We start from the raw sequence: 16,163 nt of genomic DNA, 5'->3' as shown, positions 1-16,163 counted from the left end.
CTGGGCCAGCACCACGGCTGGCGCGCTGTCCTCCAGCATGTAGGCAATCCGATCCGCCGGGTACGCCGGATCCAGCGGTACATAACCCCCGCCCGCCTTCAGGATCGCCAGCAACCCGACCACCATGTCGAGGCCACGCTCGACACAGATCGCCACCCGCGAATCCGGCCGCACACCCTGCCCGCGCAGGTAATGCGCCAGTCGGTTGGCCCGCTCGTTCAGTTCGCCATAGCTCAGGCGTTGTCCGCCGTGCAGCACCGCCAGCGCCTCCGGCGTGCGCTGCACCTGCTCCTCGAACAGCCCATGAACGGTCTGTTCCAGAGGGAAATGGGCTGCGGTGTTGTTGAAATCCTGCAACACCTGCCTGCGCTCGTTTTCCGACAGGATTTCCACATCGTTGATCGCGGATTCCGGCGCACATTCCAGTGCCTCCACCAGGCTCGCCAGGACCGTCTGCATGTAGGCGCCGACCTGGCGGGCATCAACCCCGCCGGCCGTCTGCACGCTCAGCAGGAAGCCTTCGCCCTGATCGTCCACCGACAACATGCACGGATAGTTGGTCCGCTCCATGACCTCCAACACCTGGGTACCTGCCCAACGCTCGACACTGTCGCCTTGCTGGAGCGGGCTGTGCCGATAGTTCAGCAGCGCACTGAACAGCGGCAGCGAAGCCGGTACGCCACTGCAACGCTGGGCCAGTGCCAGCGAGGCATGTTCGTGGCCCAACAGGGCCGTCAGGCGCGCGTGGATCGCCTTGACTCCGGCGCGTACGCCCTGCCCACCCACATCGACGCGCAACGGCAAGGTATTGATGAACATGCCCAGGGCGCGGTCCGCGCCCTCGCCACTCTGCATGCGGCCCAGCAACACGGTGCCGAAGACCACGTCTTCACGGCCGGACACACGCCCCAGTACCCTTGCCCACGCCAAGTGGTGCAAGGCTGCCGCGCTCACGCCGAGTTGACGCGCCTGCTGCCGCAGACGCCGGCAAAGGTCCGGATCGACGTTCAGCTTGACCTCTTCGACGCCCCGGCCATCGCCCTGGACTTCCCGCAGGCCGAACGGCAGCGTCGGTTCGTCGACATCCGCGAGCATGTCGCGGAAGAAGCGCTCATGCTGCTCACGCGGCACGCCCAGCAGGGTTTGCGCCACGTAATTACGGTAAGGCATGGCCGCTTCCAGGCGGTCGGCTTCGCCATTGAGGAACGCCAGCATTTCCTCCTGCATCACGTCCAGCGCGGTGTGGTCCAGGGCGATGTGGTGGAACAGCAAAACAGCGACCCAGCGCTGGTGCACACTGTCCCAGGCACAGGCCAGACGCATCAGCGGCGCCTTGTCGAGGTCCATCCGGCAACGGCGAGGATCGAACATCCCTTGCAGTTGCGCCGCGATATCGCCCCTGGCCGGATCGAGGGCCTGCTCTTCGAGCATCAACCGGCACTGGCGCAGAACCACCTGCAACGGCGCCTCGAGGCCTTCGCGCAGCAGCGCGGTCCTCAGGATGTCATGCCGATCGATCACGGCCTGCAAGGCTGCGACAAAGCCGTCGAGTTGCGCGCGGCTGTCCATGGCGAAAGTGGCTTGCAGCAGATAGGGGTCGCCTTCTTCGGCGGCGATGTGGTGGTAGAGAATGCCCTCCTGCAACGGCGCCAGCGGGTAGATGTCCTGGACATTGCCGGCACCGCCCGGCACAGCGGCGACGATCCGGTCGAGGGTTGCCTGGTCCAGCTTCACCAGCGGCAGCATCGACGGGGTGATTCGTTCGCAGCCCGCAACAATGCCGTTGGCCGGCACGCACAGCTCGGCGCGACTGCCCACCGCCGCGGCCAGGGCGGCCAAGGTAGGCTGGCCGAACAGCACCCGCACATCGGCGCTGAGCCCAGCCTTGCGCATCAACTCGATCAGCTTCACCGCCAGCAGCGAATGCCCGCCCAGCTCGAAGAAATGATCGTGCCGCCCCACCTGCCCGACACCGAGCACGTCAGCCCACAACCCCGCCAGCGTGGTTTCCACCTCGCCCAGTGGCGCTTCGTACGCGCGACTGGCGAAGGCGTCCGCTTCCGGGACCGGCAGCGCACGGCGGTCGAGTTTGCCGTTGGGCGACAAGGGCAGTTTTTCCAGCCGCACGTAGGCCGCCGGATGGTACATCAGGCCGTCGTTGCGGACGTTCTGCGCGCGCAGTGCATCGGCCTCCGGCGCCGCATCCGGCGCCTGGGCAGTGATGTAGGCCACCAGGCGTTTCTCGCCGGGTTGGTCTTCACGGGCGACGACGGCCGCTTCCTTGACTCCGCCATGCTGGCAGAGCCGGGACTCGATCTCACCCAGCTCGACACGGAAGCCGCGGATCTTGATCTGATCGTCGTTGCGGCCCAGGTACTCGATATGCCCGTTGGGCAAGTAGCGGCCCAGGTCTCCAGTCTTGTACAGGCGCGCCTGTTCATCGGCCGCGAACGGATCGCGGACGAAGCGCTCGGCGGTCAAGTCATCGCGGTTCAGATAGCCACGGGCAACGCAAATGCCGCCGATGTGGATCTCGCCGGCGACACCGACCGGAACCGGTTGCTGCTGCGCGTCCAGCAGGTAGATACGGGTGTTGGCCACCGGTTGCCCGATGGCGGGCAGCGTCGGCCAGGCGGCGACATCGTCCGGCAGCGTCAGCGCGGTGGCGACGTGGGACTCGGTCGGCCCATAGTGGTTGTGCAGGCGGCAGCCATCCAGGCGCTCGAACAACGCACGGATCTGTGGCGTGATGCGCAATTGTTCGCCAGCGGTGATGACATCCTTCAAGTCGCAGGTCAGCGGCACACCTTCAGGCTCGCCGGCGACCGCTTCGGCCAGGGCTTGCAGGGCGATGCATGGCAGGTACAGGCGTTCGACGCGTTGCTGGCAGATATGCTCGAACAGGCGATGGAAATTCAGGCGGATGTCGGCGTGGATCAGCGACAGTTCGCCGCCGGCACACAGGGTGCTGAAAATCTCCTGGAAGGCAACGTCAAAGCCAAGGGCCGCGAACTGCAAGGTGCGTGCAACCGCGCGCCCCTGCTGCCGGGCTTGTGCGATCTGCCACTGCATCAGGTTGACCAGGGCCCGGTGCGGCATGGCCACGCCCTTGGGCTGGCCAGTAGAACCCGAGGTGTAGATGACATACGCCAGGCTGTCCGGGCTCAGGCCGCTCGCCTGAGCGTCCGGGTTAGTGGACGGCTGCCGGTCGATGCCGGCGGCGTCGCGATCCTCACTGTCGAGCAGCAAGGCCGGCACACCCGCCCCGGGGAAGCGCTCTTGCAGGCTGCGCTGGGTCAGCAGCACCTTCGGTGCGCTGTCTTCCAGCATGTAGGCCAGGCGCTCGGCCGGGTAAGCCGGATCCAGCGGCACATAGCCGGCCCCGGCCTTGAGGATACCCACCAGCCCGGCAACCATTTCCAGGCCGCGCTCCACGCAGATCGCCACCCGGTCGTCGGCATGGATACCCCACTCGATCAAACGATGGGCGATCTGGTTGGACAGCCGGTTCAGCTCACCGTAGCTCAGGCTCTGCCCTTGATACGTCAGCGCAACGGCCTCAGGCTGAGCTTCAGCGTGGGCCTCGAACAGTTGATGGATCAGCAGCCCCGACGGGTACACCGCATCGAAGTCATTGAAGTCGTGCAGCAATTGCTGGCGTTCGCTGGCGGGGACAAAGGCCAGCGTATGCAGCGGGGTATCGCCATCCCGGTCGAGGGCATCGGCCAGTGCTTCGAGCACGGTGTGCACGTAGCCGCACACCCGCTGCGCGCCGATCCCGGCCAAGGCTTGCACGGTCAGTCCAAACGAATCACCGAGGTCATCCACCGACAGCGACAGCGGGTAATTGGTCCGTTCTTCGCCGCCAAGGATTTCCGCGCCGGCCCAGATTCTGGCCTGGCCCGCATCCTCGCTCGCCTGTGCCGCCACGGCGGTCTGCCGATAGTTCATCAGCGCACTGAACAGCGGCGCCGGCGCCGCAACGCCACTGCATCGCTGTGCCAACGACAACGGCGCGTGTTCGTGGCCCAGCAGCGCCGCCAGGCGGCCATGGGTCGCCTGCAACGCGGCCAGCACCCCCTGGTTCCCCGCCTCGACCCGCAACGGCAGGGTGTTGACGAACATGCCCAAGGCATGTCCGGCCTCCTGCCCGCTGTGCAACCGGCCCATCAATACGGTGCCGAACACCACGTCCTGACGGCTGGACAAGCGCCCTACCACCTGGCCCCAGGCCAAGTGGTGCAGGCTGGCGGTGCTCACCCCCAGGCGCCGGGCCTGGGCACGCAGACGCCGGGCCAGCCCGACCTCCAGCGACAGCGTCGCCTCTTCGATACCGCTGCCGTCGCCCTGCACATCCTGCAGGCCCAACGGCAGCGTCGGCTCGTCCACATCGCCGAGCATCTCGCTGAAAAACGCCTCATGTTGCTCGGGATGACTGTCCAGGCGGACCTGAGCCACGTAGTTGCGATACGGCACCGACACCGGCAGCTCTGCCGCGCGACCTTGCAGGTGCGCGTCGATTTCCTTGCCCAGCATGCCGAGGGAGGTCGCGTCATCGATCAGGTGATGGAACAGCAACACCGCCACCCAGCTGCCGCCGGCAGTATCTTCGGCAAAGTGAATACGCATCATCGGCGCCTGGCGCAGATCGAAGCGGGTATGGCGCGGATCGAAACGGACCTGCAACTGGTCGGCGATGTCGCCATCGGCCGGGTCCAGGGCCAGCTCTTCGACCATCAGGCGCGCCTCGCGCCAGACCACCTGCACCGGCTCGCCGAGCCCTTCCCACGCTACCGAGGTGCGCAGGATGTCGTGCCGGGCGATGACCGCCTGCAAGGCATGCCCGAAGGCTTCCAGCTGCTGGCGGCTGCCGAAGCGCAACAGCGCCAGCAACAGGTACGGATCGCCTTCGCTGGTCGCCAGGTGGTGATAGAGAATGCCTTCCTGCAACGGCACCAGGCCGTAGATATCCTGCACATTGTCCGCGCCGCCCGGCACGGTTGCGACAACGCGATCGATTTCACCCTGGGTCAGGCTCGCCAGGGGCAGCATGTCCGGGGTAATGCGCTCGACATCCCGGGGAATCCGATTCTCCGGCACCACCAGGCCGCCGCTGGTACTCGTGGCAGCGGCCAGGGTCTCCAGCGTCGGCTGGCCGAACAGCACGCCCACGTCGGCGTTCAGGTTCAACTGGCGCATGCGCTCGATCAGCTTGACCGCCAGCAGCGAGTGGCCGCCCAGTTCGAAGAAACGGTCGTGACGTCCCACCTGCTCGACGCCCAGCAGCTCGGCCCACAAAGCGGCCAGGGTGGTTTCCACCTGGCCCACCGGCGCTTCATAGCTGCGCCGGGCAAACGCCTGGGAATCGGGAGCCGGCAGCGCCTTGCGGTCGAGCTTGCCGTTGGTGGTCAGCGGGAAGGCTTCGAGCATCACGAAGGCGCTTGGCACCATGTAGTCCGCCAGCGAGCCCAGCAGCTCGCTGCGCAACTCGCCCGCAGACACGCAGGCGCCGTCTTCGGCAAGCACATAGGCCACCAGCCGCTTGTTCCCCGGCTCGTCTTCCCGGGCGATCACCACGGCCTCGCGCACTTTTGCGCAGGCCGTCAGCCTCGCTTCGATTTCGCCCAGCTCGATACGGAAGCCGCGGATTTTCACCTGCTCATCGTTGCGCCCCAGGTATTGCAGTTCGCCGTTGTGCAGCCAACGACCGAGGTCGCCGGTACGGTACATCCGCGCGTTCGCAGCGGTGTCGAACGGATCGGGCAGGAACCGCGTTTCATTGAGCTCCGGCCGGTTCAGGTAGCCTCGCGCCACACCGGCGCCCCCTACGTACAACTCGCCCTCCACGCCCTTGGGCACCGGCTTGCCGTACTTGTCCAGCAGGTACAGGCGCAAATCGGGAATCCGCTTGCCGATCGGGCTGACACCGATCAACTGGGCATCGGCCGCTTGCAGCGCCCGATAGGTCACATGCACCGTGGTTTCGGTGATGCCATACATGTTCACCAGTTGCGTGCCGGCATTGATTGCCCGGGCGTACCACGGCTTGAGGATGCCGGTTTCCAAGGCCTCGCCGCCGAAAATCACCTGGCGCAGGTTGTGCTTCAGCTCGCTTTCGCCCTGGGCCGCGATCATGACCGCCTTGCGCGAGCCGCAGACCAAGTACACCGTGACACCCGCCTCGCACACCAACGCATAGCAATCCTGCGGCGAACGGCTGACCAGTTGCGGCACCACCAGCAGGCGACCGCCGTGGGTCAGCGCGCCCCAGATTTCCCAGACCGAGAAGTCGAAGGCGAAGGAATGGAACAGCGCCCAGACGTCCTGCGGGCCGAAGTCGAACCAAGGTTGCGTGGCCGAGAACAGCCGCGCGACGTTGCGGTGCTCGACCATCACCCCTTTGGGCAAGCCGGTCGAGCCCGAGGTGTAGATCACGTAGGCCAGGTGATGGGATGCCAGGGTACCGATATTCGGATCGTGCCGTGGCTGCTCGGCAAATCCCGCGGCTTCTGGCTGATCGAGCAGCAGCACCGGGACGGCCGGCGCAGGCACCTGGTCTTGCAGCGCCGCTTGGGTCAGCAACGCCACCGGCGAGCTGTCCTCGAGCATGAAGGCCAGGCGGTCCAGGGGATAGGCCGGATCCAGCGGCACATAGCCGGCACCGGACTTCAGGATACCCAGCAGGCCAACGATCATGTCCAGGCCGCGTTCGACGCAGATGGCTACCCGATCATCCGGGAACACCCCCAGGGCCAGCAGCCGATGGGCGACCTGGTTCGCCCGGGTATTCAGTTCGCCGTAGGTCAGGGTCTGGCCTTCATGGACCACCGCCACCGCGTTCGGCTGCGCGACGGCCCGCGCTTCGAACAAGCCATGGATCGTGCGGTCGTGCTCGTACCGCTGCCCATCGCTGACGTTCCAGGCCTGGAGCAGACGGGCTTCAGCCGGTGTCGGCAGGACAAAGTCCCGGATCGGCAGCGTATCGTCACCCAGGGCCTGTTCCAGCACGTGGACGAAGCGTTCGGCCATCGCCTCGATTTCATCGGCCTGCAGGAACGCCTGGTTGTAGATCCAATGCACCCAGGCATTTTTCTCGTTGGGGTTGGTCCGGAAATGGATCGCCAGGGGCATCTGTTCCTGGCCGTTGGAACTCTTCACCGAATAGGCCGTGGCGTCGCCGAACCGGTATAGATAGTTCTCTTCCTCGTAGGAGAACGACACATCGAACAGCTGGGCACGGTTGTCACGCCGCAGCTCCAGGGAGCGATGAATGTCGCTCAGTGGGAATCGCTGGTAGCGGTAGTCCTGCTTGAGCGCGCGGGCCACCTCTTGGATCAGCTCGCCGAACGACAGGTCATCGGCGAATCTCAAGCGCATGGCACTGACCTGGGTGAATAACCCCACGGTCTGCTTGAAGGTCGGATTGGAGCGATTGAGGATCGGCAGGCCCACCACCAGCTCGTCGCGCTGGGTCGTGCGGACAAAGTACACGTACAACGTCGCCAGCAGCACCGGGAAACGCGAGACCTGATGGGTCAGCGCCAGGGCGTCGATCCGTTCGTTCAGCGTCTGTGGGAACGGCGTCATGGCATGGGCACTGGGCACCACGGGCTCGACGTAGCGATCACGGTAACGGGCGGTGAACAGTGGGTCCGGCACATCCCGGTATTTGTCGAGCCAGTAGGCCTGGTCCCGCTGGAAACGGTCCGAGTCGTGGTAACGGGCATCATCCTCGATGAACCCGGCATAGGACGGTGCCGACAGGTCGGGCTCGCGGTTTTCCTCCAGCGCGTTGTACAGGTCACTGAGGGACGCCAGCATCAGGTTGATGCCCCAGCCGTCCTGGATAATGTGGTGCAGGTTGACGACGAAGTAGAACGAAGCGTCGTTGAGCTTGATCAGGTAGAAGCGGAACAGCGGCCCCTTCTCGAGCTCGAATGCCACTTCCAGCCCCTGTTGCACCCAGGTCTGGGCCGCGGTCTGCGGTTCGGGGCGATTGGAGAAATCGATCAGCGGGACCCGCACCTCCAGCGACTCGACCAGGGTCTGCATGGGCACGCCGTCGCCACCGACGTCGCAATGCAGGACCGTGCGCAAGGCATCGTGCTTGCGGACCAACAGTTCGACTGCCTGCTGCATACGATCAGGGTCGACGGCACCCTGGATATGAAGGTAGCCACCCATGGTGTACAGGGGCGAATCGCCCTTGGTCATCTGGTCCAGCCAGATATCCCGCTGGGACGCCGTCAGCGGATAGGTTGCGGCAAGCTCCAGGGACTGGTTCATACCCGGCCTCCTGTCACTTGCACGTCGGCAGGCGCTGGATTCCGGCTGGTCAAGCGACCCATGGCGATAACATCACCCACAGCAAAGAAAAATGTCATACGTTCCTTCTCAGATATTTGTCAGTGCTGCCCGGGACACACGCAACAGGGCACGCCTGGAGTTGATGATGCAGATCCGCACAGACAGCCGGCGCCACCCGGCAGAGTTCCACTGCTGTCGGGTGCGGGTTGGTGTCAGGCGTCTTTCACAGGTTGGCAGGGGTGTTGTCGCTACAACATCGCCAGCCGGACGGTGCAGTCAGAACAGCCATTCAGGCGCGCTTGTCGCGAATGGCGCAGTTGATATCGGAGACGATGTGCCCGTCCGCCAGCTTGATGATCCGGTCAGCCAGCTGGAAGTACTGGTCGTCATGGGTAATGATCAGCACCGTCTTGCCGCGCCGCTTGAGGTCCGGCAACAGCTCCTCGTAGAAGAACTTCTTGAACGGCGGGTCCTGGTCGGCGGCCCATTCGTCGAGCACGTAGACCGGCCGGTCCTCCATATAGGCACATACCAGGGCCAGGCGTTTCTGCTGGCCATAGGACAAGGCCTTCAGCGTCGAATAGCCGTGCCCTTCGATCTTGATCTTGTCGGCCAGCCCGAGGGTTTCCAGGTATTTGTTCGCCAGGTCCGGGCTGCCCTCTTCTTCGTCGGGACCGATCAGGCGATTGAACAGATGGAAGTCCGAGAACACCGCGGAAAACAGATCGCGGTAGTCACTGCGGCTCTCGTCGGTGATCGTCAAGCCGTCGAGCAGCACCTCGCCGCTCTGCGGGATGTAGAGCCCGCATAACACCTTGGCCAGGGTGCTCTTGCCGCAACCGTTGCCGCCCACGATGTAGATCAACTCACCCGCCTGCACCGTCAGGTCGATGGGGCCCAGGGAGAAACCGCTTCCGGCATGCGGGTCCTGATAATTCATCCGCACGCCCTTCAACTCGATGCTGTCCCAGGTCTTCTTGTGCTCCAGCAGATGTACCTTCGGTGCTTCCACCGCAACGGGCTCGGGATGTGGATCGTTGATCGCGAAACCGAATTCCGCAAGCCGGGTACAGGCGACCCGGCCCGCCGCCAGCACCGGCATCGCCCCCACCAACAGCGACAGCGGCCCCATGATGTAGAGCACCGCCAGCACACTGGCGGTCATCACCTTGGGATCGACCGTGCTGACCAGCGGCGCAGCGAACAGCAGGCAACCGATCAGCAGTGACAGGGTGAACTGGCCCACGTTATCGGCGGCGGTGTACCACAGGCGTTCGACGAAGTTGTAGCGCGCCACCCGGGTCGAAGACGCCTCGATGGCGGAGCGGCCGAACCAGCGACGACGGATGCCGTTGAGCTTGAGTTCCTTGAGGCCGAACACCAGGGCATGGGTGTATTCGTTGAACGCGGTGAACTCGTCCCGCACCCGATTGGTGGACCTCACGCCGCTGGCGAAGAAGAACAGGTACAAGCCCACGCCCAGGACCATCAGCGAAACCGTCAAAGCCAGGACCACCCACGACAGGTACGCCAGGTAGGCAATACCGAACAGGAAGACCGTCGTTTCCACCAGCACCGTGGGCATGACGATCAGCGTCGTGTTCAGCTGCGGGATATCGTTGGTCAGCATGGTCAGCACGTTGGGCGGGCCACGCCGGTCCACCTCTTCCAGCGGCGTGGCGAGGATCTTGCGACACAGTGCGATGCGCAACCGGGTCATGATCCGCATGCTGGCGTAGGCCGGGAACAGCGCGGCACCGTTGCGCAGGATCAGCGCTACGGCACTGAGCCCGACAAACCAGTACAACGCCTGCATGCGATCGCCTTCGTTGTGGATGGCCTGGTTGATCACACTCACCACCGCGATGGACGCGACCCCGCTGATGACACCACAAATCAAGGTGAAAAACGTCAGCCAGGGGTGGTTGCGCCACAGCAGGCGCATGACCGAACCCGGCTTGGGTTTCTTCTCTTTCTGGTTTTTCATGGGTTGCTATCCTCGAATGAACTCGCGATATGGCTCAGGCCGGCTGCCAGACGTCGTCCCGGGCGGTCATCTCGCCCATCGCCACGACAATCAGGCGCGGTTCCTCGTAAGGATCGCGAGCATGGGCGGCCAGCATGTTGTCGAGCATGACCACGTCGCCCTTGCGCCAGTCGAACCTGACGGCGCAGGCCTCATAGGCGTCGCCGACCAGGGTCATGACTTCGTCTTCAATCGGTGTTCCGTCGCCATAACTGACCATGCGCGGCAAACGGTCGGCGCCGAACATGTCGAGCAGGTCTTCGCGCATTTCTTCGCCGAGGCAGAACGGATGGTGCAACTGCACCTGGTTGAAGAACGCCGCCTCGCCGGTCTGCGGATGCCGGATCACTGCCGGACACAGGGTGCGTACTTGCAGGCTGTCGCCGTCGAGCCATTCGAAATCGGTGCCCTGCTCGCGACAGCGCCGCTCGACTTCGCCACGGTCGGTGGTGCCGAAGAACGATTCCCAGCTCGGCTCGACGCCGGCGGTGAAGGTGCGGCTGTACGTCAGCCCCTTTTGTTCGAAGCGGGCCACCACCTCGGCAGGCAGGTGCCGTAGCACTTGCCGGATGTCCGCCAGCGGCGTCGCGCCGCCGACCCGGGAAGGCTGTTCGCAATAGAACCACTGCTTGCGTGGCCAGCTTTCCAGGTGCGAACTCTCGTTGTGGTAGAGGATCATTTCCCGCTCGGGATAAGGCGTGGAGCGGTAGACGTTACGTCCGCCCTCCTTCTTCGGCAGGTCGCCGTAACTGCCATGCAAGCCGGGAGACAAGGCTTCGGCAAACGCTTCGAAAGCCGCCACCGAGGCGAGGTCGAAACCACGAAACAGCACCGCGCCATGGCGGCACAACAAGGCCTCGATGGCCTCGCGATGGGTGGCGGCCCATGCCGACGGATCCAGGCCAGGGGCGATCGCTTCGATCACCACCGGCAGGCTCAGGCCATCGGCGAGCAGCGACAATCGAACCTGCCCATCGACTGGCTGACCGGGCCAGGAAAGCGAATCCGCCATCCCGTCATCGCTCATCACGGGCGAAGCGTTAGTTTGAAGACTCATGCATCACTCCTGAACCACGGATCCGTGGATCCACGTCGTACGGGGCAAAACCAATGCGCCCCACTGTCGGGCAAGGATAAAAACACTGATCCACGGTGATGTCTGGCACCGCAAACCGGGACAGACCCGACACACCTGGTTACACCGTCGGAGTCGACGTTCGTCCCAAAGCGCTTTGTCCCCATTTCCCGCGACAGACGCCGGCACGAAGTCGGTGCTGAAATGCGACAGCTGCGAATCGCACAGGCGCATTAAACGATCCCGTGGGCCGCAGTGACGTCTCGAGTGCAACGGTTTTCGCAAACGCGCAAATACGCTGCACCTGGCAATCAACAGGAGCGTTAGTCATGCCGATTAAGAACACTGGCGGATCGGTCAACCCCGCGCCAGCCCCTCTCACGCCCGGTGCATTCCTGCATGAAATCTTCACTGCCCGGGCCCGTGAATTCCCCGAGCGAACGGCCGTCTCCGACGCCACCCGGGCGTTGAGCTACGCGCAACTTGACGCGGCCTCGTCGCAACTGGCCGCCCGTCTTCGCCAGGAAGGCGTCAAGGACGGCATGCTGGTCGGGATGTGCCTGACACGCAGCGTCGACCTGGTCATCAGCCTGCTGGGCATCCTCAAGGCCGGCGGCGCCTACGTCCCGGTCGATCCGCAATACCCGGGCAAGCGCGTCGAACACATCGTCCGTGACAGCGGCCTGAGCCTGATGATCGGCGCACCTGCCGAGCTGGCCCAGAGCGCGTCCGTGCGCGCCCTGCCCCTGGCCGATCTGTTGGCCGGCCCGGCGCTGGAACCGATTGCCGAGGTCGACCGCCGCAACCCCGACCAGGCACCGGCCTACGTCATCTATACGTCCGGCTCCACCGGCGAACCCAAGGGTGTGCTGGTCGCCCACGGCAACGTCAGCCGCCTGCTGGAAAGCACCCAGCGTGAATATGCTTTCAACGAGCACGACGTCTGGTCGATGTTCCACTCCATCGGCTTCGATTTCTCGGTCTGGGAGATCTGGGGCGCGCTGGCCCATGGCGGCCACGTCGCCGTGGTGCCTTACGATGTGTCGCGTTCGCCAGCCGCCACCCATCAATGGCTGGTCGACCGTGGCGTGACTGTCCTGAGCCAGACCCCATCGGCCTTCCGTGGCCTCGACGAGGCAGACCGCCAGACCAAGACGCCCCTGGCGCTGCGCTACGTGGTATTCGGCGGCGAGGCCCTGCCGGCCACCGTGCTGCGTCCCTGGGTCGAACGCCACGGCGACCAGAAGCCTGCGCTGATCAACATGTATGGCATCACCGAAGCCACGGTGCACACCACCTTCAAGCGCGTGTTGGGGCAGGATCTGGAAAGCGCCGCCATGGTGTCGATTGGTGCCCCGCTGGATGGCTGGCGCCTGAACCTGCTCGATGCCGACCGGCAACCCGTGCCCCAGGGCACCGCCGGTGAGCTGTACATCGAAGGCGCCGGCGTGGCGCTGGGTTACCTGAACCGCCCGGCCCTGAACAGCGAGCGTTTCGTGCAACTGCCGGGGACTTCGAACCGCGCCTATCGCACCGGCGATCTGGTGGTGCTGGGCGATGACGGTGAGTACCGCTACGCCGGGCGTTGCGATGAGCAATTGAAGATCCGCGGTTTCCGCATCGAACCCGGCGAGGTCGAAGCCTGCCTGCAGAGCAGCCCCGCCGTGGCTGCCGCCCATGTGGCCGGTCACGATTACGGCGACGGCGACTGGCGCCTGGTTGGCTACGTGGTCCCGGCCCAGGGCGTGGATGCCTGGACCGAACAGGTCCGCAGCGAAGTCGCCGCACTGGTGGCCGCCAACCTGCCGGACTACATGCGTCCTTCGGCCTACATCCCTCTGGCGCAACTGCCGGTCACCGATCACGGCAAGATCGACAAGCAACGCCTGCCCTCCCCCGAATCCGTAGAGGCCACCGTGCAACACACGGCCGACGACCTTACCGAGCAGGAGCAGTTCGTGCTCAAGGTCTGGTCGCAGGATATCGGCCTGAAGAACATCGGCCTGAACGATGACTTCTTCGACTTCGGCGGTACCTCCCTGGCACTGATTCGCTCCCTGAGCACCTTCAAGGCCCACTACAAGGTCAACCTGGACCCCGGTGTACTGGCCAACGGTGCGACCGCCAAGGTATTGGCCGACTGCATCCAGCGCTCCCTTGTCCAAGCCCATTGACCAAAAGGAACAGCCCATGAGCAAGAAATTCGCCTTGACCCCGGAAGAACGCGCGTCCTTCGAGAAGAACGGTTTTATCGGTCCTTTCGACGCCTATACCCCGGAAGAAATGAAAGAAGCCTGGAAACGTACCCGCCTGCGCCTGCTCGACCGCAGCGCCGCGGCCTACCAGGACCTGGATGCGATTTCCGCCGGCACCAACATTGCCAACTATGATCGCCACCTGGACGACGAATTCCTCGCCAGCCACATCTGCCGTCCGCAGATCTGCGACCGCGTCGAAAGCATCCTCGGCCCGGATGTACTGTGCTGGCGCACCGAGTTCTTCCCCAAATACCCGGGCGACGAAGGCACCGACTGGCACCAGGCCGACACCTTCGCCAACGCCTCGGGCAAGCCGCAGATCCTGTGGCCGGAGAACGAAGACTTCGGCGGCACCATCACCGTCTGGACCGCGTTCACCGATGCCAACATCGCCAATGGTTGCCTGCAATTCATTCCCGGCACCCAGAACAGCATGAACTACGACGAAACCAAGCGCATGGCCTACGATCCCGAGGCCAACAACAGCACGGTGGTCAAGGACGGCGTGCGCCGCGGCTTCTTCGGCTACGACTATCGCCAGTTGCAGATCGACGAGAACTTCAAGCCTGACGAATCCGCCGCCGTACCGATGCAGATGAAGGCCGGCCAGTTCATCATTTTCTGGTCGACCCTGATGCACGCCTCCTACCCCCACAGCGGCGAGTCACAGGACATGCGCATGGGCTTCGCCTCGCGTTATGTGCCGTCCTTCGTGAAGATCTACCCGGACTCCGACCACATCGAGGAATACGGCGGTCGCATCAGCCTTGAAAAATACGGCGCGGTCCAGGTGATCGGGGACAAGACCCCGGAATACAACCGCCTTGTCACCCATACCACCCGAGGCAAGAAATTCGAAGCGGTCTGATTTTTCAGTGCCATAAGACAGTGGCATGCGCAACGTGCCTGACAGGAGTCCCCCAATCCATGACTATTTCCACCGACGCAGCAACGCGCCTGTGCGAGACCGTGAGGATGCTTAGGCACCTTGCCATCCATCTGCCCGACCCCATTTGCCTGAGCTTTCTCGCTCAGGCAAATGAGCCGCCAATCGACCAGGCCTCCCCCAGCGTGAGAGCCACGGAACGGGCGGTCAGCGCCACCTTTGCACGCATCGGCGTCAAAGCCGTGCAGTACTTGCACGATGGCGAGGCGCAGCTGTCTTCCTTCGAGATGTTCATCAGCAAGAAAATCTGCCAGGCGCTGGATTTTTCCTATGACCACTTCGACGAGTTCGAAAGTATCAAGGAGTTCGGGCGCCTGGTCAGACACTTCGATTTCAGTGGTTCGGTGCCCGAGGTCGAGACCGTGCACCTGATCACCCGCGACAATGTTGCGTTATCGGTGCATGCCAGCACCGATCAAAGGCGCCCGGCTATCGTCCTGGCGCTGCCTTGCGGCATGCCGTTCGACCTGTGTCGCGACTGGTTCAATGCGCTGAGCGAGCGGTTCTTCGTGGTCACCTGGGAAACCCGGGGGCTGTTCGGATCCTGCACCTCGTTCGACCAACTCTCCGTGGACACCGATGCCCAGGTCGGCGACCTGATCAACGTGATGAACCATTACGAGCTGCCCAATGCGCACCTTATGGGGATTTGCGGCGGCGCGGTGATCGCCTTGAGCGCCGCGGCCCTCCACCCCGAGCGCGTGAACTCCCTGAGCCTGTGGCACGGCGACTACAACCTCGGCGACAACAGCCTGCGCACCGCCCATCAGCAGAACTTCGAATGGCTGATGGAGTCGGCCGCCGTCGACCGCAACGAAGCCAGCGACTTGCAGGCGTTGTTCCTGGACCAGGCGACACTGGCGACCATCCCGGACTCGATCGCCCATGCGGCGCTCTACCCCTATGTCAACGAGGAGCTGTTCTACCGCTATGCGCGGCTTAACGATGCATTGAACAAGACCGAGCTGCAATCACGATTGGAACAGATCAGCGTGCCGACCCTGGTGGTCGCCGGCGACGCCGACGAAACCACCCACATCGGCGGTTCCCAGCGCATTGCCGAGTCCATCAGCGATGCACTGCTGCACGTGGAGAGCAACGGCAGCCACCTGGCGTTCTTCGAATCGACCCACCGTTCGAAACAGACCGCCTTCCGCTTCCTTGAATCGACCCTGGAGTCGGTGGCTGTCTGAGCTGCAAGACAGGGGCCTGCCCTGATGCCAGTCAACTAAGCCACCAACCTGTGGGAACAAAGCTTGCTCGCGATTACGGTACGTCAGTCAGCAACAATGTTGACTGGTCTGCCGCTATCGCGAGCAAGCTTTGCTCCCACAGGTTTTGCGTCACCAGGACTGGCATCAGACTCTGCCCGCCTTTGGACTCATGATCTGAGCAGGGTGCCGCCTTCCGCTTCTTTGATCGACCCTGGAGTCGGTGGCTGTTTGAGCTGCAAGACAGGGGCCTGCCCTGATGCCAGTCAATTAAGCCACCAACCTGTGGGAACAAAGCTTGCTCGCGATTACGGTACGTCAGTCAGCAACAATGTTGACT

6 protein-coding genes are annotated in these 16,163 nt (G+C 63.9%); 3 read left to right on the top strand and 3 right to left on the bottom strand.

Annotated features, from left to right (window positions below; translation table 11 throughout):
* From N005_RS09840 to N005_RS09830, 3 genes are all read right to left on the bottom strand, one after another.
* Positions 1 to 8,286: non-ribosomal peptide synthetase (locus N005_RS09840; RefSeq protein WP_047701007.1), on the bottom strand; the 8,286-nt coding region annotated here is incomplete at its 3' end.
* Positions 8,287 to 8,596: 310 nt separating this feature from the next.
* On the bottom strand, positions 8,597 to 10,294 hold the full coding sequence (locus N005_RS09835; protein WP_047701006.1) for a cyclic peptide export ABC transporter: 1,698 nt from the start codon (positions 10,292 to 10,294) through the stop codon (positions 8,597 to 8,599).
* Between the two features lie 34 nt (positions 10,295 to 10,328).
* Entirely contained in the window at positions 10,329 to 11,390 is a 1,062-nt protein-coding gene (locus N005_RS09830; RefSeq protein ID WP_047701005.1) for a TauD/TfdA family dioxygenase, read from the bottom strand.
* Positions 11,391 to 11,737: 347 nt separating this feature from the next.
* Between N005_RS09830 and syrB1 the strand changes: the two genes are divergently transcribed.
* The 3 genes from syrB1 to N005_RS09815 are packed head-to-tail and all read left to right on the top strand — an operon-like array spanning position 11,738 to position 15,805.
* Complete coding sequence (gene syrB1, locus N005_RS09825; protein WP_047701004.1) at positions 11,738 to 13,582, top strand: syringomycin E biosynthesis L-threonine--[L-threonyl-carrier protein] ligase SyrB1; 1,845 nt, start codon at positions 11,738 to 11,740, stop codon at positions 13,580 to 13,582.
* A gap of 16 nt (positions 13,583 to 13,598) precedes the next feature.
* Positions 13,599 to 14,534: a syringomycin E biosynthesis L-threonyl-[L-threonyl-carrier protein] 4-chlorinase SyrB2 gene (gene syrB2, locus N005_RS09820; protein WP_047701003.1), complete on the top strand. Its 936-nt coding sequence runs from the start codon at positions 13,599 to 13,601 to the stop codon at positions 14,532 to 14,534.
* Positions 14,535 to 14,593: 59 nt separating this feature from the next.
* Positions 14,594 to 15,805, top strand: coding sequence for an alpha/beta fold hydrolase (locus N005_RS09815; protein WP_047701002.1), 1,212 nt, complete (start codon positions 14,594 to 14,596; stop codon positions 15,803 to 15,805).
* Positions 15,806 to 16,163 lie beyond the last annotated feature (358 nt).

Origin of the sequence: Pseudomonas mediterranea CFBP 5447, assembly GCF_000774145.1 — a bacterium.
In the GTDB taxonomy this organism is placed as follows: Bacteria; Pseudomonadota; Gammaproteobacteria; order Pseudomonadales; family Pseudomonadaceae; genus Aquipseudomonas; species Aquipseudomonas mediterranea.
Note: the sequence above shows the minus strand (reverse complement) of the source record. Positions and strands in the feature narration are given on the sequence as shown.

Coding starts and splice junctions, on each gene's coding strand:
- N005_RS09830 (WP_047701005.1), bottom strand. CDS start 11,390: ATGAGTCTTCAAACTAACGCTTCGCCCGTGATGAGCGATGACGGGATG.
- syrB1 (WP_047701004.1), top strand. CDS start 11,738: ATGCCGATTAAGAACACTGGCGGATCGGTCAACCCCGCGCCAGCCCCT.
- N005_RS09835 (WP_047701006.1), bottom strand. CDS start 10,294: ATGAAAAACCAGAAAGAGAAGAAACCCAAGCCGGGTTCGGTCATGCGC.
- N005_RS09815 (WP_047701002.1), top strand. CDS start 14,594: ATGACTATTTCCACCGACGCAGCAACGCGCCTGTGCGAGACCGTGAGG.
- syrB2 (WP_047701003.1), top strand. CDS start 13,599: ATGAGCAAGAAATTCGCCTTGACCCCGGAAGAACGCGCGTCCTTCGAG.